We start from the raw sequence: 21,608 nt of genomic DNA on the forward strand, positions 1-21,608 counted from the left end.
TATCAGAAAGCCGTTTACGATAGAGCGATGCTCGATCTCGCCTATGTGCGGGCAAACCTGCCCGCAGTGGAAGCTGCCCTGCGCGCCCGCAACGCCGACCCGGCCGCACTGCTCGGCAGCTTCAGCGAATTGGACAGGCAGCGTCGCGAGGCCATTACCGCCGCCGAGTCGCTCAAAGCGCAACGCAACCGGCTCTCCGAAGAGATCGGCAAGCGCAAGCGCGCCGCTGAAGACGCCACCGAACTGACCGAACAGGTGCGCACGCTGCGCGAGCAGGGTGAGTCGCACGAACACCAAGCGACTGCACTGGATGCGCAGTTGCGGCAGATTCTGGAAGCGATCCCCAACCTGCCAAACGCCTCTGTACCGCAGGGCACCGACGAGCACGGGAATGAGTTGATCAAGACGGTCGGCGAGCAGCCCCGGTTCGACTTCGTCTCCAAGCCACACTGGGAGCTCGGCGAGGCCCTGAACATCCTCGACTTTGACCGCGCCGCCAAGGTCAGCGGCTCCCGCTTTGTCTTTCAGTACGGCGCCGGTGCGCGGCTGGAGCGTTCCCTGGCGAACTTCATGCTCGACCTGCACACCCGCGAGCACGGCTTTACCGAGGTGCTGCCGCCCTACATGGTGAACTCGCGCTCGCTCTTCGGCACCGGACAGCTGCCCAAATTCGCCGCGGACCTCTTCCACTGCGATGACCGGGGACCGTATGCGCCCGCTGAGCTCCAGGAGAACGATCACTGGCTGATCCCGACCGCGGAGGTACCGCTGACCAATCTGCTGCGCGACGAAACGGTGGATGAGGCAGCGCTTACCCTTTCTCTCTGCGCCTACACACCCTGCTTCCGCTCCGAGGCGGGCTCCTATGGGCGGGACGTGCGCGGCATGATTCGCCAGCACCAGTTTCAAAAAGTCGAGATGGTGAAAATCACCACGCCGGACAAGAGCTACAACGAGCTGGAACAGATGACGCGCAATGCAGAAACCGTGCTGGAGCGGCTTGGCCTGCCCTACCGCCGCATGCTGCTGTGCACCGGAGACATGGGCTTCTCGTCCGCAAAGACCTATGACCTTGAGGTCTGGCTCCCCGGCCAGGGGCTTTATCGCGAGATCAGCTCCTGTTCGAACTGCGAAGCCTTTCAGGCCCGCCGCGCGAACATTCGCTACCGTCCTGCCGGCGCGAAAAAGTCAGAGTTCGTACACACGCTCAACGGCTCCGGCCTAGCGGTCGGCCGCACCTACCTTGCCATCCTGGAGAACTATCAGCAGGCCGACGGCAGCATCCGCATACCGGAGGCGCTGGTTCCCTATATGGGCGGGCAGGACATCATCACTGTACAGAAACCCATCACTGCAGGAGCGCGCCTCTAATGCTTCGTACCCTGCGCAGCTACATCTTCTGGTCGCACGAGCGCGGCTCCATGCACTACGACGTCATGGTCACGTTGATCCTGCTGTTTATCTTCGTCACACCGCGCTTCATCAACTACCACGACCGCCCCAAGTACCAGCTGCCCTCGCAGATCATGGTCGAAAACGATGGCAGTGGCGAGCTTATCTACCAGGTCCGCGCCGCCGACGTGGTCAGTTCCGAACACGGTGGCAAAGATGAGGACGTGCGCATTCGCCGCGCCCTACGCCGCCTGATCGAGCCCATCGCGGGCGACGTATACATTCAGCGGTACGAAGCGTTGACCGATGCCGACGGCCAGGTGAGCGGCTACCGCGTCTGGGCCCGCCGCTAGCCAAGAACAGGCCGTTCATGGGAGTAACCCCCTCTCACCATAGCGAAGGACCTGCTCTGCCGGCGACCGCAAGAATGCCCACGCAAGGAGCAACGCATCCCAACCGCGCAAACTGTGTCTAACCAGTTGCGCTCTCATGCGCTGGAGTCGTGATGCTGAAGCCCGCTCTCGCAACCGTCGCTCTCGTCCTTGTCTCTAGCACCAGCTTCGCCGCGACCGACCCCGCGCTCGATAAAGTGCTGCGCCAGCTGGACGCCGCTTCCGTCAAGTTTCAGTCCACCGAAGCCGACGTGAAGGACGAATTCTACGAGAAAGTGGTGCGCGACACCTCGACCCAGACCGGCTCGGTGTACTTCCTGCGCTCCGGCGATGGAATGGAGATGGGTCTTGCGATCGGCCAGAAGCGCGTTCGCTTCAAGGGCGGCCAGGGCATGCTATACGACCCGAGCGCGGCGAAGAAATTCACGCCCTTCAACACCGGCCAGAACCAGGGCAAGGCAGACAGCTTCCTGACACTTGGCTTTGGCGGCAGCGGCAAAGACCTGGAGCGCGCCTGGGATGTGAAACTGCTCGGCACCGAGCAGATCAGCGACGGCGGTCAAACCGTCGCCGTCGATAAACTCGCCCTGATTCCCAAAGACCCAGGCGTCAAGAACACCTTCACGCAAGTGGTGATCTGGATCGACCCGTCCCGCAGCGTCAGCCTAAAGCAGGAGTACACCACACCCGAAGGTGACAAGCGCACGGTCACCTACTCGCACCTGCGCTACAACACGAAAGTGGACACGAAAAAATACGCTCTACCGAAGAGCTAGCCGCCGCACCGCCGCACCCTGTTACCGGCCTGGAAGCACTCAGCAAGCTGTGGCCTTCCAGGCCGGTCCGCCTACAGCGACGTTACTGCACCACGCCCGTTGGCCGCATGCGCAACAACTCGGCCGTACACGCCACCGCGGTCTGCGCCAACAGCTTCAGATTGTCCGCCACGATCCAGAACCGCAGCACATTTCCCGCACCCGGCGCAACTTCCGCCAGCATCTTGTCCTGGCCGGCAACAGCGATGTTCGAAGCGGGCGGATCATCCGGTGCGACCAGCTCGACCAGTTCGCCGTGCAGCATCTCTTCTAGCGACTCACGGTCCACTGCCTCACTCGTTTTCACAAACATCGACACGGCGTACCCGTGAAAGACCGGGGCCTGCACCCACTGCAACGCCGGTTTTGGAGCTTCACTCACCAGGGTCGCGAGTTGCCGCTCCACCAGCCGCGCAGTCGCCGCCAGATCAAACTTGGCGTCCTCACCCAACCGCGGCAACAGGTTAAACGCAACCTGCGTATCGTGCTGCTCGGTCGGCACGCTCTGGAACGAGAGCAGTTGCACCGTCTGCTGATGCAACTCATCCAGCGCTGCGCCGCCATGCTCGCTTACCGGCTGCAGCACCGTCGCGTACACATCCTGCAGCAAGCCACGTTCCTGCAGCGGCAACAAGACGGCCGCGAGCATCGTCGCCACCGGGTGCGCCGCGCTCACACCCGTGCTCTCCAGTGTGAGGGGTGCGATGCGCCCCAGCCGCGGCGACAGCACCGGCAAACCCTGCACTGTTCCCGTCGCATCGATCGCGGCAGCGCCAAACCGCACCGCATCTTCCCAGTAACGTCCCGCGTCGGCCGCGGTGGCAAAGATCACCGCGTCCGCGCCCTCGAACGACGCCGGCTCGATCGCCTGCAGCACAGTCGCCTCGCCGCCAATGTCCTCCAGCTTGCCGGGTTCCACATCGCTGTCCAGCAGCACAACCGTATCTTCGGCGAACGCGCCCGCGTTCAGTTCTTCCGCGACCTCGCGGCCCAACAGAGAGGATGCGCCTACCAGCAGAATGCGCCGTGTCGATTTACTCATGTTTGTTTCGATGCGTGCGGCGCTGCCAAGGGCTGCGGCGCACCTATTCCGTGCCGCCTGGCACAGCTTGAACGGTCCGCGGCGAAACCGCCCGCCGCCGCTGCTTTCCCTGCGCCGCGTATATGATTCGAGCCATCATGCCGCTGACCATGTAGGCCAACGCAACCGCGATCAGCATGTAATTGCTGAAGTACACCAGCAGCGTACACAGCAGCACGATCAACACAAACAACCGCATGGTGTGTTGCGACCGCAGGCCGATCTCCTTGCCACTCCAGAACCGCCATCGGCTCACCATCAGGAAGCCGATAAACAGCAGCAGCGCCAGCCACACCAGCGCAATGTACACGTTGTCAACGGGTGAGCCGCTGAAGCAATGCACCACGCTGGCCACAACGCCCGCCGCGGCCGGAATCGGCATGCCGACAAAGTAACGGCGTCCGGGCCGCCCCGGATTGCTGGGCAGCGGATTTACCGTCACATTGAACCGCGCCAGGCGGCACGCTCCGCAGATCAGGAACAGAAAGCAAACGAACACCCCCCCGTCCAGAACGCTTTGCCGCAGCTTCAGGTTGCCGATCAGCGGCAGCAGGCGCGTGCCCCAGGTGTAAGCCAGCACACTCGGCGCCACCCCGAACGTAATCACATCGGCAAGTGAATCCAGCTCGCGGCCAAAGTCGCTGGCCGTATTCGTCATCCGTGCGATGCGGCCGTCCAGCGCGTCAAACGGAATCGCAAACAGGATCGCCAGCGCCGCTCGATTAAAGTACGTCTGGTCGTGCGATGTGGTTGCCAAGACGCTCTGCACAATGGCATAGAAGCCGGCGGCGATGTTGCCCGCCGTGAACAGCGAAGGCAGCACGTACATGCCCCGCCGCGGGCGGAGACGCGTCTTGCCCGGCGCGTCCGCCACCTACACCCCGGCAGTTGTTACGGAAGGTTGTACGTCCGGCGCTTTCACGGAGGCCGTTGGCACCGTCGCAATGATGGACGATCCACCGCGCACGCGATCGCCTTTTCGCACCCGCAGGTTCGCATCGGGCGGCAGAAGAATATCCACGCGCGAGCCGAACTTGATCAGGCCGAAGCGCTGGCCCTTCTGCAACACGTCGCCCGGCTTCACCCAGCACACGATACGCCGCGCCAGCAGACCCGCGATCTGCTTCACCTGCACGGAGTACTCCCCGTCTTCGATAACCACCACATTCTGCTCGTTCAGCACGTTGGAATCGGCGCGCATAGCATTCAGAAACATGCCCTTCTTGTAGTTCACCTGCGTAACCGTGCCGCTGATCGGGGTGCGGTTTACGTGAACGTCGAACACATTCAAAAAGATACTCAAACGCAGGCGGCTGCCCTGCGGCGTCTCAATCCAGTCCGCCTCGGTCACCTTGCCGTCCGCTGGTGACACCACTTCGTTCGGATTCGCGGGAACGCGGCGCGGCGGATCGCGAAAAAACCACAGAAAAAACAGCGCCAGCAGCACCGGGATCCCGGCAATCCAGGACGAACCAGTCAAACGAAACAGCACATAGGACACTACGGCCAAACCCAGGGCGTAGTAAATTCCATCACGGACCATACCTGCTGATGATACCGGATAGCCGAGGCTGCCCTCACCCGTTCTTTGCCAACGAAAGTTGCAGCAACAGAGCGTCTTCCACCGGCTGAGCATAATAGCTCCGGCGCGCTCCCACCTCCACAAAGCCCGCCGAACGATACAGCTGCAAGGCAGCTTCGTTGCTCCTGCGCACCTCCAGGTGAAACCTGGTCGCGCCGTCAGCCCGCACGATCTCTACCGCATGCTGCAGCAGCAGCCGGCCTACACCCTGGCCACGGCAGGCCCGCTGCACGGCCATACCTTCCAACTCCGCCTCGTCTAGCAGAACGACGAACTGCACAAAGCCAGCCAGCTTGCCTCCGTCTTCGGCCACCAGCAGACGCCGGACCGGTGCGCCTGCTGAGCGAACCCCAAACGTTGTAACCGCAAGTGCCTCACGGCCCCACTGCGGCAAGTCCGGCACCGCCCGAATCATCGCGAGCACATCGTCTGTATCCGCGGCGGACGCAGGGCGAACGATCATCCGCGGCTCGCGCGCAAGGCAAGCTCGGCGTCCGGAACACGCAGATACATCGCATCGCTAAGCGCCACATCCGACCACCGGCACTCCCGGACGGCCTCCGCCGCCGCGGCCCGCAGCGCCGCTTCGAACTCCAATGTCTCCACGAATACGACCGAAGGCGCGGCAGACTGCAACGCCTCTTCGCACACGGCGACGGCATCCTGCCCCGCCGCTTCCAAAGCCGCATGCAGGCTGCTCACCCGCGCTTCCGGCGTTTCCTCCGTCGCAGTCGCGGCAGCGCCCAGTGAATCGCTGCCCTCAAACTGCGTCATATACACCTCGCCGCGACCCGCCTGCAACCAGGCCCAGACGGGCACGCCACTTACGGCGGCAGCCAGCACCGCGAGCCGCGACAGGGTGACCAGCGACACGTTTTCAGCCTCACATAGCCCCTTCGCTGCCGCCAGGCCGATCCGCACGCCGGTAAACGACCCAGGCCCGCTCACCACAACAACTGCAGTCAAATCCGCAAGCCGCGTCCGCGCCTCTTCCAGCACGGCTTCGATTGCCGGCAAGAGCTCTTCCTGCGTCGCTCGAACGCCCAACCGGCGTTCGCTCACCGCCTCCGCTGCTGATGATTCGACCGCCACGACCGCCACATACCCGGTCTGCCCACAGGTGTCGATCACAAGTGCGCTTGCCATACCGGTCATCATAGGCCGGAACCGAAACCCAACCGTTCGCCCCACAGCGCATGCGCCGGCGCCCACACGCCTAACGAAGCGCCGGCCGGCTCACCACGCCGCATTACGCCAGTCCCACGGGAACAAGTATCGTTGGCACGGCGTCTATCAAGCCACAGCACAGGAGCCCTCCCCCATGCGCGTCCCTGCTCCACTTCTTCTCATTCTGCCCATCAGCCTTGCTGCCCTGCCTGCACTGGCGCAGCAGGCCACGCGCGCCGTTCCGTCCGCGCGATTCGCTCACGCCTCACCCGCGACGGCCGAAGCGTCGCAAAGCCTGCCAATCCGCCGTGTCGCGCTTTACAAGAATGGTGTCGGCTTCTTTGAGCACGCGGGCACCGTCCGCGGCGACCAGGCCGTCACCATCGACTTCACCACCGCGCAGCTAAACGACGTCCTCCAGACCCTGACCGCCATCGACCTTGGAGGAGGCCGCATCCAGGGCGCGGGCTACAACAGCACCACACCCCTTGACCAGCAGTTGAAAGCGCTCCCGCTCGCGCTGGCCGCCGACCCCACCGCCACGGACTTGTACACCGCCATCCGAGGCGCGCGCGTCGAGATCACCGGGGACGGCAGCGCCTTTTCCGGCCGCATCCTTAACGTGGAGATACGTGAGACCGCAACGCCGAAGCCAGCCAACAGCGACGCGAGCTCCACACCAACTCTTCAGCGCCAGTACCTCACCGTCGTCTCGGACACGGGCGTCGTCCGCACCTTCGAACTGACCGATCGAACCGCCGTTCGCCTGCTCGACCGCAGCGTGCAGGGCGGCCTCGAGCGCTACCTGCAAACGCTCGCCGCTAACCACCAGGACGGCCTGCGCCACCTTACCCTGACCGACTCAGGCTCGGCCGCGCCGCGCGAACTCCGCGTCAGCTACATCAGCGAGGTGCCCGTCTGGAAGTGCACCTACCGCCTGCTCTTTGATAACAAAACCGCGGGCACCAGCACCGCCGCGCAAACAGCTACCCTGCAGGGCTGGGCCGTGGTCGACAACACCGTCGGGACCGACTGGGACAACGTGCAGCTCTCGCTCATCGCTGGCGCGCCACAAAGCTTCATCCAGCCCATCTCGCAACCCACCTACACACGGCGACCAGAGATCGCCCTACCGCAGGAAGCGCAACTGACGCCGCAAACGCACGAAAGCGGGGACGCAGCGAGCACGGGCGTCACTGGCGCCGGCATGGGTACCGGGAACGGCAGCGGTATGGGCTACGGCAGTGGCAGTGGCATCGGTCCCGGCTTTGATTCCGGCGCGAGCAGGGCAGCCATCCCAAAATCTTCACAGAGCGTTATGGTGACGAACGGCAGCATAGCCGGCCCCGTCCGCCGCGACCGCCTCGCCGTACTCGCCGCACCACCGCCAGCACCTTCACCCTCCTACGAGGAAGCAGCCTCCGCCTCCATCACCCCGCAGACCACCACCGGCAGCTTCGACGACTATTTCGAATACAAGCTGACCGAGCCGGTCACCATCCGCAAAAACGAGTCCGCACTCGTTCCCATCCTGCAAGCCAAGGTCGATGTCGACCCCGTTACCCTCTGGTCGCCCTCCGAACCGCAGCCGCTGCGCGCACTCTGGGTCAGGAACACCAGCGGTCTCACCCTCGACCGCGGCAGCTTCTCCATCCTGGAGAACGGCAACTTCAGCGGCCAGGGTCTGCTCGACCCCATTCACCCGGGCGAGCGCCGCCTGCTCAGCTACGCCGCCGACCAGGCCATTCGCGTAACGCCCAACACCTCACAGCGGCCAAACAACCAGCCTCGCCACGTACAGCAAATCACCATCGCGCGTGGCGTGCTGACGGTCAAATCAGCCGAGGTTTCCGATCAGAACTGGCTCGTGCACAACGCCGCACCCGAGCCGCGCACCGTCGTCGTCGAGCAGCCCAAGCTGACTGGCTACACGCTCGCCGCCGGCACCCAACCGGAGGAGACCACCGCCGGCTCCTACCGCTTCCGTGTCGCCGTCGCGCCCGGCGCCACAACACCGCTGCACGTGTCGCAACATCGCACGCTCGACACCCGCTACCAACTCGCAAACATCGACAGCGACCAGATCCTGCTCATCCTGCGGCAAGACGGCGACCCACCCGCGGTCATGGCGGCGCTGCAGCCGGTGCTCGCGGCCAAGCGCCACCTGAGCGACCTGGACGGACAGGCCGCACAGCACGAGTTCCGCATTGCTGAAATCACTACCGATCAGAATCGGTTGCGCAGCAATTTGCAGGCCCTGAAGGGCACCGCGGAGGAACGCGCCCTGGCGAAACGCTACACCGATGAACTGAACAAACAGGAAGATCAGCTCGCGCAGCTTCGCACCGAACTCGACTCCCTGCGGGAGCAGCAACAAGCCGCACGCGACGCGCTGGCGGCGCAATTGGAATCCTTGCAAGTGGATGTGAGCCTATAACGCCGCAATCGGACGTCAGCCCGCAACTCTGCAAACTAAATGTGAGCCGGTAAGGCCGCAATCCAGCGCCGTTGGCGCGCCCGATACCAGCCTAGGGCTGCGCCCTAGGTCACGAATCCACGAACGGACCGCAAAGCGCCAACGGCGCGCGCTATGCCACCGCGATTTACTGCGATCCGCCAGCCTTTGCCTGCGGCGCATCCACCGCGCCCTTCGGAAAATACCCCGTGCGGGTGCGAACGCTCAGTCGCGAATAGCCGTTCGCCTTGGCATCCACGTGCACCTGCCGATAGCCGCCCAGGCGCGCCGGTTTGCTGGGCTGGTAGCTGATGGTGTACTGCTGCCGGATGTCCTCAGCCACCTGATGGGCGATATCGTCCACCTCGTCCAGCCGCCGCGGAAAATACGCCAGTCCGCCCGTTTGCTCCGCCAGCGACGTGAGCACGCGCCGTGCATGCCGGCTTTCGCGCTTGTCCTCGTCCGGCCCAAATAGCAGGCCAACGCAGTAGATCGTCGGTCCGTCCAGTTCCTGCACGCGCTTGATCGCCTCTTCCAGGGTCGTGCTGGAGGCGTTATCGTCGCCGTCCGTGACCAGCAGCAGCACCTGCTTGGGCCGCTTTGCGTTCCGCGCCAGGTAGTCGGCACTCGCAATAATCGTGTCGTAGATCGCCGTTCCGCCCGAGGCCTTCACATAACTCAGACCGGCTTCCAACTTGTGAATATCACCGGTAAAGTCCTGATCAATGTACGGCTCGAAGCTGAAGTCGACCAGAAACGCCTCATCCTGCGGGTTGGAAAGCCGGACGAAATCCAGCGAAGCCTTGCCGACCGCCGCGCGCTTGTCGTACATCGAACCCGAGCTGTCAATCAGAATGCCGAGTGAAACCGGCAGGTCCTCATGCCGGAACGACGCAATCGTCTGCGGCACGCCGTCCTCATACACATGGAACGCGTCACGCCCCAGCGACTGCACCACACGTCCGCTGCCATCCAACACGGTCGCGTTCAATCGGACCTCGCCCACATTAGTCCGCAGCGTGTAGGTACCGCCCTGCCGTTCCACCTGTGAATTCGGCAGGTTCGCATTGCCGCCGGTCGATGGCGTTGCAGCATCCCCTTCCGGCGAAGGGATCGGGTCACGGTCCACGGTCAGCGATGGGGCCGGCCCACTCGCGCCGGCGGCGGGCGCGGTCTGCTGCGCTACCGCAGCGGCACTCAGCGCCAAACCAAACACACTCAACAGGACGGCAGATCGCACACTACTCAGATGGTGCATAGTACCCCGTCCGGTTGTGTACGTTCAGCGGCGGCAGTCCCGGTGGCGGGTTCAGCTTCACCTTCAGCTTCCGCCATTGTCCGTCTTTCCTCAGCTCTGCTGGCTTGTACCCGACCACGTATTCATTGCGCAACTCAGCCGAAATCCGTGAAGCAATGTCGCCCAGTTCGTTCACATCCACAACCCGGAACAGCCGTCCGCCGGTCATGTCACAAATGTCGGTCAGCAGTGCCGGTCCTTCCTTTTCCTCCACGGTGGGCGCGTACTGGTCAAAGATACCGATCGAATAGATCTGCACGTCGCTCTCTCGCACCGCGCGCCGCAACTCGCCCTCGCTGTACCGCGACCGGTTGTCCCCGCCATCGCTGATGATCAGCAGCGCCTTGCGATCGTACTTGGCGTCCTTCAACTTGTTCAGCCCCATATAGGTGGCGTCAATCAACGCCGTGCGCGCGGTCGGTTTCAACATCACCATGCGCGCGTCAATATCGTCCACGTTGTTTGTGTAATCCACCACGACGGCCGGCCGATCGTTGAAGGCGACCACAAAGAACTCATCCTGCGGGTTGGACGTGCGCATGAACTCACTCAGCGCCTTGCGGGCACGGGCGTACTTGCTCGTCATGCTTCCGCTCAGGTCAAAGATCACGCCAATGGTGACCGGCGCATCGTCGGTCGAGAAGCTGCGAATGGTCTGCGGCTTGTCATTGTCATAGACGTAGAAATTCTCGCGCTCAAGCCCCGTGACCAGGCGGTTTTGCGAATCGGTCACCGTCATGGGCACCAGCACCAGGTTGGTTTCTACGCGGATCGTCGCGTTGCGGCGTGCCTTGCCGTCGTTCGGCGCATCGGGCTCCAGTGGCTTGCGGGCGGGCTCAGCGGCTTTGCTCGGCGTGGACGCATTGCCCAGAGGGTTTTCCTGCGCCCGGAGCCCCGGCATTGCCGTCAGCATGCCCAATATCCCGCACAGCAGCCAGACGCTCAGCCGCCTCCTGATGAGTTTCGGCTTCCGCGGAACGGCGCTCGGCAGATGTGACATGGTACGGTGCTTCGGTCCTTCTCCGTCAGGTGAGTATTCCGCCACGGTCGTCGCGGCCGGGCAATCGTTAGACGCCGCTATTTGCGTTCGGCGTATTCGTGCGCGAACCGCACCTCTGTGCGACCGTTGCACCTGCGGAGTCCGATTCTACGCGATACCGGCCACCTTGCGGCAGCTCCTGCTTTCACCGCATGCACAGAAGCCGCACGCCAGTATCCCCGTACAATCAGCACGATCGGCTAAACCGTTCTATCCCTTGGAGAAATTTCCCGGCCCATGCAGATTTATCCATTCCGCGCGCTCCGCTACAACACCGCCGTCGTCGATCTTGAGGATGTGGTCACTCAGCCGTACGACAAGATTTCGCCGGCCATGCAGGACGCCTACTACGCCCGGAGCCCTTTTAATCTGATCCGCGTCATTCTGGGCAAGCGTGAACCGGACACCGCGGATGACAACGTCTACACCCGAGCCGCCGCCTACCTTGCCGACTGGCGGCAGAAGAACGTTCTGGAGGAAGACAACGCGCCGGCCCTCTTCGGCTACGCGCAGCGGTACACCGTTCCCGGCACCACAGAGGTACGCGAGCGCCGCGGCTTGATCTGCCTGGGTCACCTCTATGACTACGCGGAAAAGGTCGTCTATCGCCACGAGCAGACGCTGAGCAAACCGAAATCCGACCGCCTGTCGCTGTTCAAGGCCACACGCACCTACTGCGAGCAGATCTACATGCTCTACGCCGACCCGGCGTTCACGGTAGAGCAACTCATCTTCGGCAACAACACCGGGGAGCCCGCCACGCCGCCCGACCAGACCGTCACCGACGAATACGGCGTCGTGCACATGCTGTGGCACGTCACCGATCCGCGCACCATCAACCTGATCGTGACCGCCCTGCAGGACAAAAAGCTGATCATCGCCGACGGCCACCACCGTTACGAGACCAGCACGGCCTACGCTCGCGAACGTGCCACCGAACTTGGCCTGCCCGACTCGACCACGCATACCGCAACGCGCACCGAGCAGGTCTACGGCGCCGACGACGGGGCACCCTCCGAGTACGCCGACGAACACGGCCAGACGACCCTGCCCGCCCCGCCCTTCCCCGAAGCCGCAATGATGATGACGCTGGTCAACATGGACGCGCCCGGCATCACGATCCTGCCGGCCCACCGCGTCGTCTTCGGTTTGCCAGCGGGAGCGGTCCCCAACTTCCTGGAACGCGCCGGCGACTACTTCGACGTCACGCGCGTCGATGCCACCCATACTGCACAGGACGCCGATGCTGCAAAAGCGCAGGACGCCGAACAGATCGAGGACGCCTCAGCCCTGCTCGCACCGTTGAACCAGACGGAAAGCGTCGCTTTCCTGGCCGCCACCCGCGACGGCAATTATTTACTCACGGCGAAGCCGGCCGCCATCGAAGCTGCTCTGCAAACCTTCACGCCGCGCCAGCGCGCGCTCGACGTCGTCCAACTCCACGGCCTCGTCCTCGAACAACTCCTTGGCCTGTCCGCGGAAAGCATTCGCAACCAGCAAAACCTCCGCTACCTGCGCTCCGCCCCAGAGGCCATCGCCCAGGTCGCGCGCGGCGAGGCCGACATTGCTTTCCTGGTCAAACCCGTCACGCTTGAGCAGTTGCAAACGGTCTCCCTCTCCGGCGAGGTCATGCCGCAAAAGTCCACCGACTTCTACCCAAAACTGCTCAGCGGTCTGGCCTTCTACGCGCTGGACTGACGCCTTTTCCTCCCGCGAATGCTGTGCCCCACCTTCGCCGCGTTCTTTGCGGCTAAGTGGGTTCAAACCGCTACAATCAACCTCGACCCGTGAGACGCACGCACCTCATCCTGCTCGGTTTCATAGCCGCGCTGCCCTGCTCCGCGCAGAAGCTCACCGTCGTCATCGACGCGGCACGCGGCGGAAACGAGTACGGCGCGCGCATCGACGAGCACACCTATGAGAAGCAGATCACGCTGGACATGGCGAACCGCCTGCGATCCCTGCTCACCGCGCGCGACTTCAACGTGGTGCTGACCCGCGAAAACGACACGTTGGTGACCAACGAACAGCGTGCCGCCGTCGCCAACCAGAACAAACCAGTTGCCTGCCTGCTGCTGCACGCCACGGGCGCCGGCACCGGGCTGCACCTTTGGACTTCCTCCCTGACCGCCATGCCGGTCGGCAGCACCGCCGTGCTCTGGGATCAGGCGCAGGCGCCGTTCGTGCAGCGCTCACAGCGGCTCGCGTCTGAGTTTGCGGCAGCCTTTTCGCGGTCTAAAATCGCCGTCTCCAGCGGGCACACCTGGATCCGCCCGCTCGACAACATGCAGTGCCCGGCCGTCGCGCTTGAGATCGCGCCGGAGGACACCGACACACCCGCAAGCGACCGCACCTACCAGGCACACCTCGCGGACGCCATCGCGAGTCAGTTGCTCTTCTGGCGCGGCCACGCCGACGTGGTCGAGTCCATCCTGAACCCGCCGCCACCACCGGCCGCCGCGCCGAAACCTACGGCACCAAACAAACCTGGCGATACAACATCACCGGCGCGCACCCGAACCGCAACCGGCAGCAGTCCAGCCGACAGCACACCACCCGTCCCCCGCGTACGCCGCATTCCTCCCGCGGCCGGCAGCAACCCGGCAACGACACCTGCAACCAACGCACCGCGGCCTGGGCCGGCGACTCCATCTCCGGAGGCGCAACCGCAATGATCCCGCGCTATCAGCGCATCCTGTTTGCCGTTCTCGTGCTGGCCTGCATCGCCATGGGCGCGGTGCTGTGGAATCATCATCGCCATAATTACTCGTTGCGCGATGAGGCTAACAACGACGCACCGATTGAGGCGCCCAGCTTCGCCGCCTCTGAGAACGTAACGCTCGCCTTGGCCAACGATAGCGACGGCTCCATCACACCCACAACACGTGACATGGCCCTGCCCTCCACGCCCGCCGTGCGCGTCCGCGCGCTGCTGGAGCACTTGCTGGCCGAGTACACCTCCCGCAAGTCGCCACACCCACTCGGCGGCGGCGTTGCCGTGGAAGACGTGTACCTGATCGACCTGCCGTTGTCTGCCCCCGCGCCACGCAACGCGGACGGCTCGTTTGCTGGCAGCGGCCTTCCCGCCAAAGCCGTCGAGATGGACGACCCGCTTACCCGCACCACCGGCCAGCTCGCCGTGATCAACCTGCGTTCCGCCTGGTGCGACGCCCACCCCAGCGGCATCACCGTCGAAACCCTCACCATCGATTCCATTCTGGGGACGCTGCATGCTGCCATGCCCCAGATCACGGAAGTGCGCTTCCTCGCCGACGGCCAGCCACGCTCCACGCTCGCCGGCAACGTCGAACTCGACCGCACCTACGACGTGGTCGACACCAGCAACGTCGTCACCCCCGTGCAGCATGAGTAAATTGCAACAACTGATGTCCGTTGCCGAAAATGTTTCGTGTCCGGAGATCCACGTCGGCCCAGACAACTTGTCATCCCAAACACGTTGTCATTTCGACCGAAGCACCCACAGCTTCATCGTGGGTGCGCAATGGACTCGGTGCTTGCACCGAAACCCGCATTTTGCTTCGGTTGCAGCGATAGATCGCTCTTGGGCAGAACTGGGCGTGAGCCATGCAGCTTAACGAAAAACGCCCCACCATCGGCGTCTTCGATTCCGGCTTCGGAGGCCTCACCGTCCTCCGCGCCCTGCTCGACCATCTACCCGGTGCCGATTATCTCTACCTCGGCGACACCGCCCGCCTCCCCTACGGCTCCAAGTCGCCAGAGACAGTTACCCGCTATACCGCCGCCGCGGTCCGCACACTCGTTGAACACGGCGCGCAGCTCGTAGTGATTGCCTGCAACACCGCCTCCGCCCTCGCTCTGCCGCATCTCCAACACCAAAGTACCGTCCCACTCGTCGGAGTCATCCAGCCGGGCGCACAAGCCGCAGAGATGGCTACTACGGATTCACGAGGCCCCATACTCGTCCTTGCCACAGAAGCCACTGTCGCATCACACGCCTACCAGCACGAATGTGCACAGCTTGGGTTAATAACCATCGAGAAAGCCTGCCCCTTGCTCGTGCCGCTCGTGGAAGAAGGCTGGACCGACCATCCAGTCACCCGGCAGGTCGCTGAAATTTACCTGAACGAAGCCATCGCAACCACGCAGCCAGCCGCTGTGCTGCTCGGATGCACTCACTACCCGCTGATCCGCCCGCTGCTCGAACGCTCCACGGAGACGCTGTTGGGTCCTGTGCCCGTAATCGACTCCGCCGAAGCCACGGCACTGCAGGTCTGGGCCATGCGTCCGCAAGCTGCGGTCGCCGGCGTGGCCAAACCCAACATTCAGTTTTTCGCCACCGACTCACCCCAGAAGTTCCAGCGGCTCGGCCAACGCTTCCTCGCACACAGCATCGATGCCGTGACTCTTGTCGACCTCGACACCTGACGGAGGTGCGAGCTCTCGGTGCGGTTCCGCCGCGCTCGCCGCGTTCGTACTTACCCTATGCAAGCCGCCGACTGCTATCCTCAACCTCGGAAAACGAACCGCGCCGCATGCCCTATCTCCTCAAATCCGAGCCGGATCATTACTCCTTCGACGACCTCGTGCGCGACGGCGAAACCGCTTGGGACGGCATCAAGAACCCGCAGGCGCTCATCACCCTGCGCAACATGAAACGCGGCGAGCTCTGCGTGATCTACCACTCCAACATCGGCAAGGAAGCCGTCGGCACCGCTATTGTCGTCTCCGTGGACCCAAGCGATCCTAAAAACCCACTGGTTCGCCTCAAAGCCGGCAAACGCCTGAAGCAGCCCAAATCGCTCGCCATGCTCCGCGAAACTCCCGTCTTCCAGGACTCGCTGCTATTTCGCCAGTTCCGCCTCTCCGTGGTGCCGCTCAGCGACGCACAATACGATTGGCTGCTGCACGGCGAGTCCAACGTATCTTCCACGCCTGCAAAGCAGAGCACGGCCAAAGCTGCCGCAAAGCAGACGAAGCCCTCCCTTCCGCGCAAAACCGCCGCGAAGAAATCCGCCGCAAAAGGAAACAAAGCATGATCGATCTCCAGGGCAAAACCGCCGTCGTCTTCGGCCTCGCCAACAAGCGCTCCATCGCCTGGGGCATCGCGCAAAAACTGAACGAAGCCGGCGCCCGCCTCGCCATCTGCTACCAGAACGATCGCCTGAAGCGCGACGCCGAGTCACTGTCCACCGAGTTGCGCGACGCCAAAACCTTCCAGTGCGACGTCTCCGTCGACAGCGAGATCGACGCCACCTTCGCCGCCCTCAAAGAGGCCTACGGCACCCTCGACATCGTCGTGCACTCCGTCGCCTTCGCTCCATCCGACGCCATGAAGAACGACTTCCTCGAGACCCGCCGCGAAGACTTTCGCATCGCGCTCGACGTCAGCGCCTACTCACTCATCGCCGTCGCGCGCGCGGCCGCTCCGATCATGCAGGCCGGCGGCTCCATCCTCACCATGACCCACTACGGCGCGGACAAGGTCTTCCCCAACTACAACGTCATGGGCGTCGCCAAGGCCGCGCTCGAGTCCGCCGTCCGCTATCTCGCCGCCTCGCTCGGCCCGCGCGGCATCCGGGTCAATGCCGTCTCCGCCGGCGCGATCAAGACGCTCGCTGCGCGCGGCATCGGCGACCTGCAAAAAATGCTCGACGCCAGCGAAGCCCGCTCCGCCCTCCACCACAACGTCGACACGCTCGAGGTCGGCAACGCCGCCGCCTTCCTGCTCTCCCCGCTCGCCAGCGGCATCACCGGAGAAATCATGTTCGTCGACGGCGGCTTCAACATCACCGGCATGTAACGGGCTTTGGCCGCTGAATAATTCGCCAAAACGAGCGGGCTTTAGGTAGTGTCTGATGAATCACGAAGCGGCTGAAGACTTGTCATTTCGACCGGAGCACGCGCGCTCTTTGCGCGGGCGGAGTGGAGAAACCTGCATTTTGTCGGCACTCGCAGGCCATTGTGTGCGTAAAAAGGATTCATCAGACACTCCCTGATCCCCGGACCGGGTGCTATAAAACCTCTGTCAAGCCCCTTTCCGTCGCAAGTCTCTCATTCCATTCGAAATAGAGTTGGCAGGGTATTTCTCGCAAATCGCTAGAATAGAAATAGCAGTCAGTTCAACGAGCAATCGGGGAGAAGAACCGTCCGTGTCCAATGCACCGCAAGTACCTGATGCGCGGGAACTTACGCCTAAGTTCTTTTGACACAGGAACTTACATCGCACCGGAGACCAAATCTCGTGCGGAATGAAGAACTTAGAAAATTTGAAGGGGGGGGGTAGGGAATATATGAACCGGCACAGCAACGGCATCGCCGCATGCCTCCTTGCCGTCATCGCGTCGTGCGCCGGCGCCCAGAATTCCGCGCCACCGCAGCCGATCGTCCTACACGCCGCGCGGCTGCTCGACATCGCCGCCGGCCGCGTCATCACGCCGGGCGAGATTCTTATCGAGGGCACGGCCATCCGCGAAGCCGGCCCCACCGTCACCCACCCCGCCGGCGCAACTGTGCGCGATCTGGGCGACGTCACCCTCATGCCAGGCATGATTGACGCGCACGTTCACCTCTTTCTACACGTCGGCAACGAGGCGAACCAGACCGTCGACGAGTCCGTTCCCGAACGCGTTCTGATCGCCGCCGACGCCGCCAAGCATGACCTGATGGCCGGCTTCACCGCCGAGCGCGATATGGGTACCGAGGGCGCGGGCTGTGCTGACGTTGCCGTGCGCAATGCCATCAACTCCGGCCTCATCCCCGGCCCGCGTATGCGCGTAAGCTGCAACGCGATCGACATTAACGGCGGCCACGAAGACAATGCGGGTCGCAACCCCGCCGAAAACCTGCTTTCCAACGCGGACCGCGCCAACGGCATTCCCGAAATCATTGCCGTCATGCGCGAGCAGAAAAAGCAGGGCGCCGACTTCACCAAAATCTACGAAACCGGCCGCGACCACCTCGAGAACGGCGTCTTCACCACGCCATACCAATACACTCAGGCCGAGCTCGCCGCCGCGGTCGCCGAAGCAAAGCGCACCGGCTCCGTCGTCGCGGTGCACGCCACCGGCGAGCCCGGCACCGCGTTCGCCGCGCAGGCAGGCGTTGCCTCCGTTGACCACGCCTACAATCTTTCTCCCGAGACCATGCGCCTCATGCACGAACGCGGCATCTTCGCCGTGCCCACCTTCGCCATCGGCGAGTACTTCGCCGAGCACGCGCCATCATTACGCGTCACCGAGCAGCGCCGCGCACAGGAAGCCTTTCACGTCGCGCAGTTCAAAAAGCAGCTCGCCGCGGGCGTGCCCTTCGCCGTGGGTTCCGACGTCGGTCCGTTCCCCCACGGCACCCAGGCGCGTGAGCTGGTGCTCATGGTCCAGAACGGCATGACGCCGCTGCAGGCCCTGCAGGCCGACCTGCTGAACGGCGCCAAGCTGCTCGGCTGGTCCGACTCTATCGGCCAGCTCAAGCCCGGCTATAAGGCAGACGTGATCGCTGTTTCTGGCAATCCGCTCCAGGATATTCAAACCGTAACGGACGTCCGTTTCGTTATGAAAGACGGCGAAATCGTCCGCTGACACGGAGCCGCGGTACACTCGCCAGCAGTTCCCACGCGAGGAGGCGAAGACGCGTGCAGCCGAACCCGCTCAAGCAGCCCTGCAACAAATGTGGTGCCACGGCCTGGGAGCGGCTGGATCGCCGGGGCCTCTTCGAAACCAAAATACTGCCCTTTTTCAACCGGTACCCGTGGCGCTGCGCTCTCTGTAACCGGCGCCGTTACTTTCCATTTCGCCACGACCCCGACCAAATCCTGCGCCAGCTTAATCTGCGGGACTAACCAGCTTTTTCGGCCAACTCCGCCCACCGCTCCATCAGGGCATCGGCGGCCTCGCGCGCAGCCCGCTCGCCCGCAACAGCTTGTTGCAGCCGAACCGCGTCCGACGCAATAGACGGGTCGGCCAGGGCCGCTGTCGCCGCTGCAAGCCGCTCGTCAGCATCGTGAATGCGGCGTTCGATGCCGTCCCATTCGCGCTGTTCCAGGTAGCTGAGCCGCTTTTTCGCCGCGGCCGGCTTGGCTTCGGCTGCAACCGGCGCGGCGATCTCTACGATTGCCGCGGCGACCTCCGCAACCGGCTTCACCGCGGGACTCGCCTCGCCGGCAACCTGTGTACGCATCCACAACTCGCTCTGCCCGTAATCGGCAAACCGCTCGCTGTTCCCCCGCCCATCCAGCGCCAACACGGTCGTGCTCACGCGATCCAGCATGTAGCGATCGTGCGTCACCAGCACCAGCGCACCCGGATAGTCCAGCAGGTTCTGCTCGAGTATCTCAAGCGTCGGAATGTCCAGGTCGTTCGTCGGCTCGTCCAGCAGCAGAACGTCCGCAGGCTGCAGCATAAGCCGGGCGATCAACACACGCGCGCGCTCACCGCCACTCAGCCGTTCCAGCGGCTGATTCAACTGTTCGCCCGTAAACAGGAAGCGCGCCGCCCAACTCGCCACGTGCACCACGCTGCCGTTGTGCACCACGGAATCGCCCTCCGGCGCCAGCGCGCGCCGCAGCGTCAGCGAAGAATCGATCTCTCGCATTTGCGAGAAATACACCATGCGCAGTTGAGTCGCGCGCTTCACCGTTCCCGTGGTCGGCTCCAGCTCGCCCGTCAGCAAACGCAGCAGCGTCGTCTTGCCGCTGCCGTTCGGACCCACCAGCCCAAGTCGCATCCCGTTAGTCAGCAGCAGGTCCACATCACGCAGAATCGTGCGGCCCTCCAGTACACAACTCACACCTTCCATCTCGACCAGCCGCTTGGTCTGCCGCTCCGTCGCCGCGAAATCGATGCCGGCAGTCTTCGTCACCGCACGGCTGTTGCGCTCGCTCAGGTCGGCGATCATGCCGTGCGCCTTGTCGATGCGCGCCTTGCTCTTTGTCGTGCGCGCCTTGGGCCCACGCCGCAGCCAATCGATCTCCGTTTTCACAGCGTTGCGCAGACTCTCATGCGCCTTTTGCTGGGCCGCAAGCTGTTCCTCGCGCTCTTCCAAAAACCGCGAGTAGCTCCCATTCACACGCAACAACCCGCCCGCGTAAATACGGTTCAGCTCTACCGTCACGTTCGCCACGCGCTCCAGGAAGTAACGATCGTGCGATACGATCACCGCCGCAAACGGCGCATCCTGCAGCATCTCTTCCAGCCACGCAATCCCTTGCAGGTCCAGGTGGTTTGTCGGCTCATCCAGCAGCAGAACGTCCGGCTCCGAAATCGCCGCTTCACAGATCGCAAGCCGCTTGCGCCAACCGCCAGAGAGCGATGCGGCCTCGGCGGTCACATCAGCAAAGCCGGCGCGCCCCGCCATCTCACGCAAGCTCTGCTCGTGTTCGTCCGCAGGCACCAGCGATGCGGCAAGGGCCTTCTCCAAGACCTGCCGGATGGTCACGCCCGGCGCAAACTCCGAGTTCTGCAACACAAACGCGACCCGCGCCCGCTTGCGCGACGCAACCTCGCCCGAATCGGTGTCTTCACGCCCGGCCAGCATCGCCAGCAGCGTCGACTTACCGGCACCATTCGGCCCGATCAGGCCGATGCGGTCGCCATCGTTCACGGTGAACGACAGATCTTCAAACAACGTTTTCGCGCCGAAGCGCTTGCTCAGCGACTGCGCATTCAGTATCGGAGGCATCTGTTCCAGTCTACCGGGACTCGAAGCCGCACCTTCTGAGCGGCCCTTTACAGACCGGCCCTCATAGAGCAACCCTTACAACTCTGCGCAGTGTCATCCTGAGCGCAGCGAAGGATTTGCCTTTTCCCACACCGCAAAATTCTGTGAGCACCCTCGCCAAAACGCTGTCATTTCGACCGTAGCACCGACGGCTTCATCGTCGGTGCGCAGTGGAGAAACCTGCTTTTCCAATGCGAGCGCGAAGCGCGAGCCCGCTGCTCCTAGACCATCTGCACGAAAAACCAGCGTTCCTCTTCCTCCTCTCCACGCGACAGCAACACCTGCCCACGCGCCCGCTGCGCGACCGAAGCAAACTTCTCACCCCACTCCACCAGCACGAGAGCATCGGGGTCGCTCTCCAACTCCTCAATCCCAAGCTGCAGCAACTCCTCCTCGCGCTCCAACCGGTACAGGTCCAGGTGATGAATCGTGCGTTTCGCACCGTGATACGTGTGCACCAGCGTGAACGTCGGACTCGACACCTCATCCTCCGCCGCGCTGATCGCCCGCGCCATGCCGCGCACCAGCGTTGTCTTACCCGCACCCATCTCACCCGTCAGCAGCACCAGGCGAGGCGTGGGGAGCGCCAGTTCCAGAATCGTTTCCGCCAATGCCAGCGTGCCGTTCACACTCCGCGTCTTCAGCCGTTTCTCAATCAACTTTGACCAGCCCTTTGCGCAACACTGCGCGTCTTC

20 protein-coding genes are annotated in these 21,608 nt (G+C 63.4%); 11 read left to right on the forward strand and 9 right to left on the reverse strand.

Annotated features, from left to right (window positions below; translation table 11 throughout):
- Positions 1–27: 27 nt before the first annotated feature.
- From serS to ACOFKT_RS09620, 3 genes are all read left to right on the forward strand, one after another.
- The gene (serS, locus tag ACOFKT_RS09610; RefSeq protein WP_419803771.1) at positions 28–1,371 is read left to right on the forward strand and encodes a serine--tRNA ligase; all 1,344 of its coding nucleotides are present in this window, start codon (positions 28–30) and stop codon (positions 1,369–1,371) included.
- Complete coding sequence (locus ACOFKT_RS09615; protein WP_419803772.1) at positions 1,371–1,745, forward strand: hypothetical protein; 375 nt, start codon at positions 1,371–1,373, stop codon at positions 1,743–1,745. Before serS ends, ACOFKT_RS09615 begins: the two co-directional genes overlap by 1 nt.
- Before the next feature lie 152 nt (positions 1,746–1,897).
- Positions 1,898–2,560, forward strand: a complete 663-nt coding sequence (locus ACOFKT_RS09620; RefSeq protein ID WP_419803773.1) for a LolA family protein — start codon at positions 1,898–1,900, stop codon at positions 2,558–2,560.
- Between the two features lie 82 nt (positions 2,561–2,642).
- On the opposite strand, the gene ACOFKT_RS09625 is transcribed toward ACOFKT_RS09620, so the two are convergent.
- From ACOFKT_RS09625 to tsaB, 5 genes are read right to left on the reverse strand one after another with little or no spacing between them, the layout of a single operon-like run.
- Positions 2,643–3,641 (reverse strand): Asd/ArgC dimerization domain-containing protein, encoded by a 999-nt coding sequence (locus ACOFKT_RS09625; protein WP_419803774.1) that lies wholly within the window; start codon positions 3,639–3,641, stop codon positions 2,643–2,645.
- 43 nt (positions 3,642–3,684) lie between these two features.
- Positions 3,685–4,554, reverse strand: a complete 870-nt coding sequence (gene pssA, locus ACOFKT_RS09630; RefSeq protein WP_419803775.1) for a CDP-diacylglycerol--serine O-phosphatidyltransferase — start codon at positions 4,552–4,554, stop codon at positions 3,685–3,687.
- A complete protein-coding gene (locus tag ACOFKT_RS09635) occupies positions 4,555–5,223 on the reverse strand; it encodes a phosphatidylserine decarboxylase family protein (RefSeq protein ID WP_419803776.1) in 669 nt (222 codons plus the stop codon).
- 34 nt (positions 5,224–5,257) lie between these two features.
- Positions 5,258–5,725: a ribosomal protein S18-alanine N-acetyltransferase gene (gene rimI / locus ACOFKT_RS09640; protein ID WP_419803777.1), complete on the reverse strand. Its 468-nt coding sequence runs from the start codon at positions 5,723–5,725 to the stop codon at positions 5,258–5,260.
- The gene (gene tsaB / locus ACOFKT_RS09645) at positions 5,722–6,408 is read right to left on the reverse strand and encodes a tRNA (adenosine(37)-N6)-threonylcarbamoyltransferase complex dimerization subunit type 1 TsaB (RefSeq protein ID WP_419803778.1); all 687 of its coding nucleotides are present in this window, start codon (positions 6,406–6,408) and stop codon (positions 5,722–5,724) included. The genes rimI and tsaB overlap by 4 nt, the downstream gene beginning before the upstream one ends.
- A 175-nt stretch (positions 6,409–6,583) precedes the next feature.
- On the opposite strand from tsaB, the gene ACOFKT_RS09650 reads away from it, so the two are divergent.
- Positions 6,584–8,866, forward strand: a complete 2,283-nt coding sequence (locus tag ACOFKT_RS09650; RefSeq protein WP_419803779.1) for a hypothetical protein — start codon at positions 6,584–6,586, stop codon at positions 8,864–8,866.
- A 166-nt stretch (positions 8,867–9,032) separates the two neighbouring features.
- Here the strand turns inward: ACOFKT_RS09650 and ACOFKT_RS09655 are convergent, their stop codons facing one another.
- The gene (locus tag ACOFKT_RS09655) at positions 9,033–10,124 is read right to left on the reverse strand and encodes a VWA domain-containing protein (RefSeq protein ID WP_419803780.1); all 1,092 of its coding nucleotides are present in this window, start codon (positions 10,122–10,124) and stop codon (positions 9,033–9,035) included.
- A gap of 1 nt (position 10,125) precedes the next feature.
- Positions 10,126–11,094, reverse strand: a complete 969-nt coding sequence (locus tag ACOFKT_RS09660) for a VWA domain-containing protein (RefSeq protein ID WP_419803781.1) — start codon at positions 11,092–11,094, stop codon at positions 10,126–10,128.
- A 363-nt stretch (positions 11,095–11,457) separates the two neighbouring features.
- On the opposite strand from ACOFKT_RS09660, the gene ACOFKT_RS09665 reads away from it, so the two are divergent.
- From ACOFKT_RS09665 to ACOFKT_RS09695, 7 genes are all read left to right on the forward strand, one after another.
- Positions 11,458–12,918 carry a DUF1015 domain-containing protein gene (locus ACOFKT_RS09665; RefSeq protein ID WP_419803782.1) on the forward strand — a complete coding sequence of 487 codons (1,461 nt, stop codon included), beginning with the start codon at positions 11,458–11,460 and terminating at the stop codon, positions 12,916–12,918.
- 89 nt (positions 12,919–13,007) lie between these two features.
- Positions 13,008–13,895 (forward strand): N-acetylmuramoyl-L-alanine amidase, encoded by an 888-nt coding sequence (locus ACOFKT_RS09670; protein WP_419803783.1) that lies wholly within the window; start codon positions 13,008–13,010, stop codon positions 13,893–13,895.
- Entirely contained in the window at positions 13,892–14,593 is a 702-nt protein-coding gene (locus ACOFKT_RS09675; protein WP_419803784.1) for a hypothetical protein, read from the forward strand. Before ACOFKT_RS09670 ends, ACOFKT_RS09675 begins: the two co-directional genes overlap by 4 nt.
- A gap of 212 nt (positions 14,594–14,805) precedes the next feature.
- A complete protein-coding gene (gene murI, locus ACOFKT_RS09680) occupies positions 14,806–15,627 on the forward strand; it encodes a glutamate racemase (protein WP_419803785.1) in 822 nt (273 codons plus the stop codon).
- 107 nt (positions 15,628–15,734) lie between these two features.
- Positions 15,735–16,238 carry an EVE domain-containing protein gene (locus tag ACOFKT_RS09685; protein ID WP_419803786.1) on the forward strand — a complete coding sequence of 168 codons (504 nt, stop codon included), beginning with the start codon at positions 15,735–15,737 and terminating at the stop codon, positions 16,236–16,238.
- Positions 16,235–17,002, forward strand: coding sequence for an enoyl-ACP reductase FabI (locus ACOFKT_RS09690; RefSeq protein ID WP_419803787.1), 768 nt, complete (start codon positions 16,235–16,237; stop codon positions 17,000–17,002). The genes ACOFKT_RS09685 and ACOFKT_RS09690 overlap by 4 nt, the downstream gene beginning before the upstream one ends.
- 490 nt (positions 17,003–17,492) lie before the next feature.
- The gene (locus ACOFKT_RS09695; protein ID WP_419803788.1) at positions 17,493–18,776 is read left to right on the forward strand and encodes an amidohydrolase family protein; all 1,284 of its coding nucleotides are present in this window, start codon (positions 17,493–17,495) and stop codon (positions 18,774–18,776) included.
- Positions 18,777–19,032: 256 nt separating this feature from the next.
- On the opposite strand, the gene ACOFKT_RS09700 is transcribed toward ACOFKT_RS09695, so the two are convergent.
- Both ACOFKT_RS09700 and tsaE read right to left on the reverse strand, forming a co-directional pair.
- Positions 19,033–20,874 (reverse strand): ABC-F family ATP-binding cassette domain-containing protein, encoded by a 1,842-nt coding sequence (locus ACOFKT_RS09700; protein WP_419803789.1) that lies wholly within the window; start codon positions 20,872–20,874, stop codon positions 19,033–19,035.
- 260 nt (positions 20,875–21,134) lie between these two features.
- The gene (tsaE, locus tag ACOFKT_RS09705) at positions 21,135–21,572 is read right to left on the reverse strand and encodes a tRNA (adenosine(37)-N6)-threonylcarbamoyltransferase complex ATPase subunit type 1 TsaE (RefSeq protein WP_419803790.1); all 438 of its coding nucleotides are present in this window, start codon (positions 21,570–21,572) and stop codon (positions 21,135–21,137) included.
- Positions 21,573–21,608: the final 36 nt, after the last annotated feature.

The organism is Terriglobus sp., assembly GCF_965201105.1.
Taxonomy (GTDB): Bacteria; Acidobacteriota; Terriglobia; order Terriglobales; family Acidobacteriaceae; genus Terriglobus.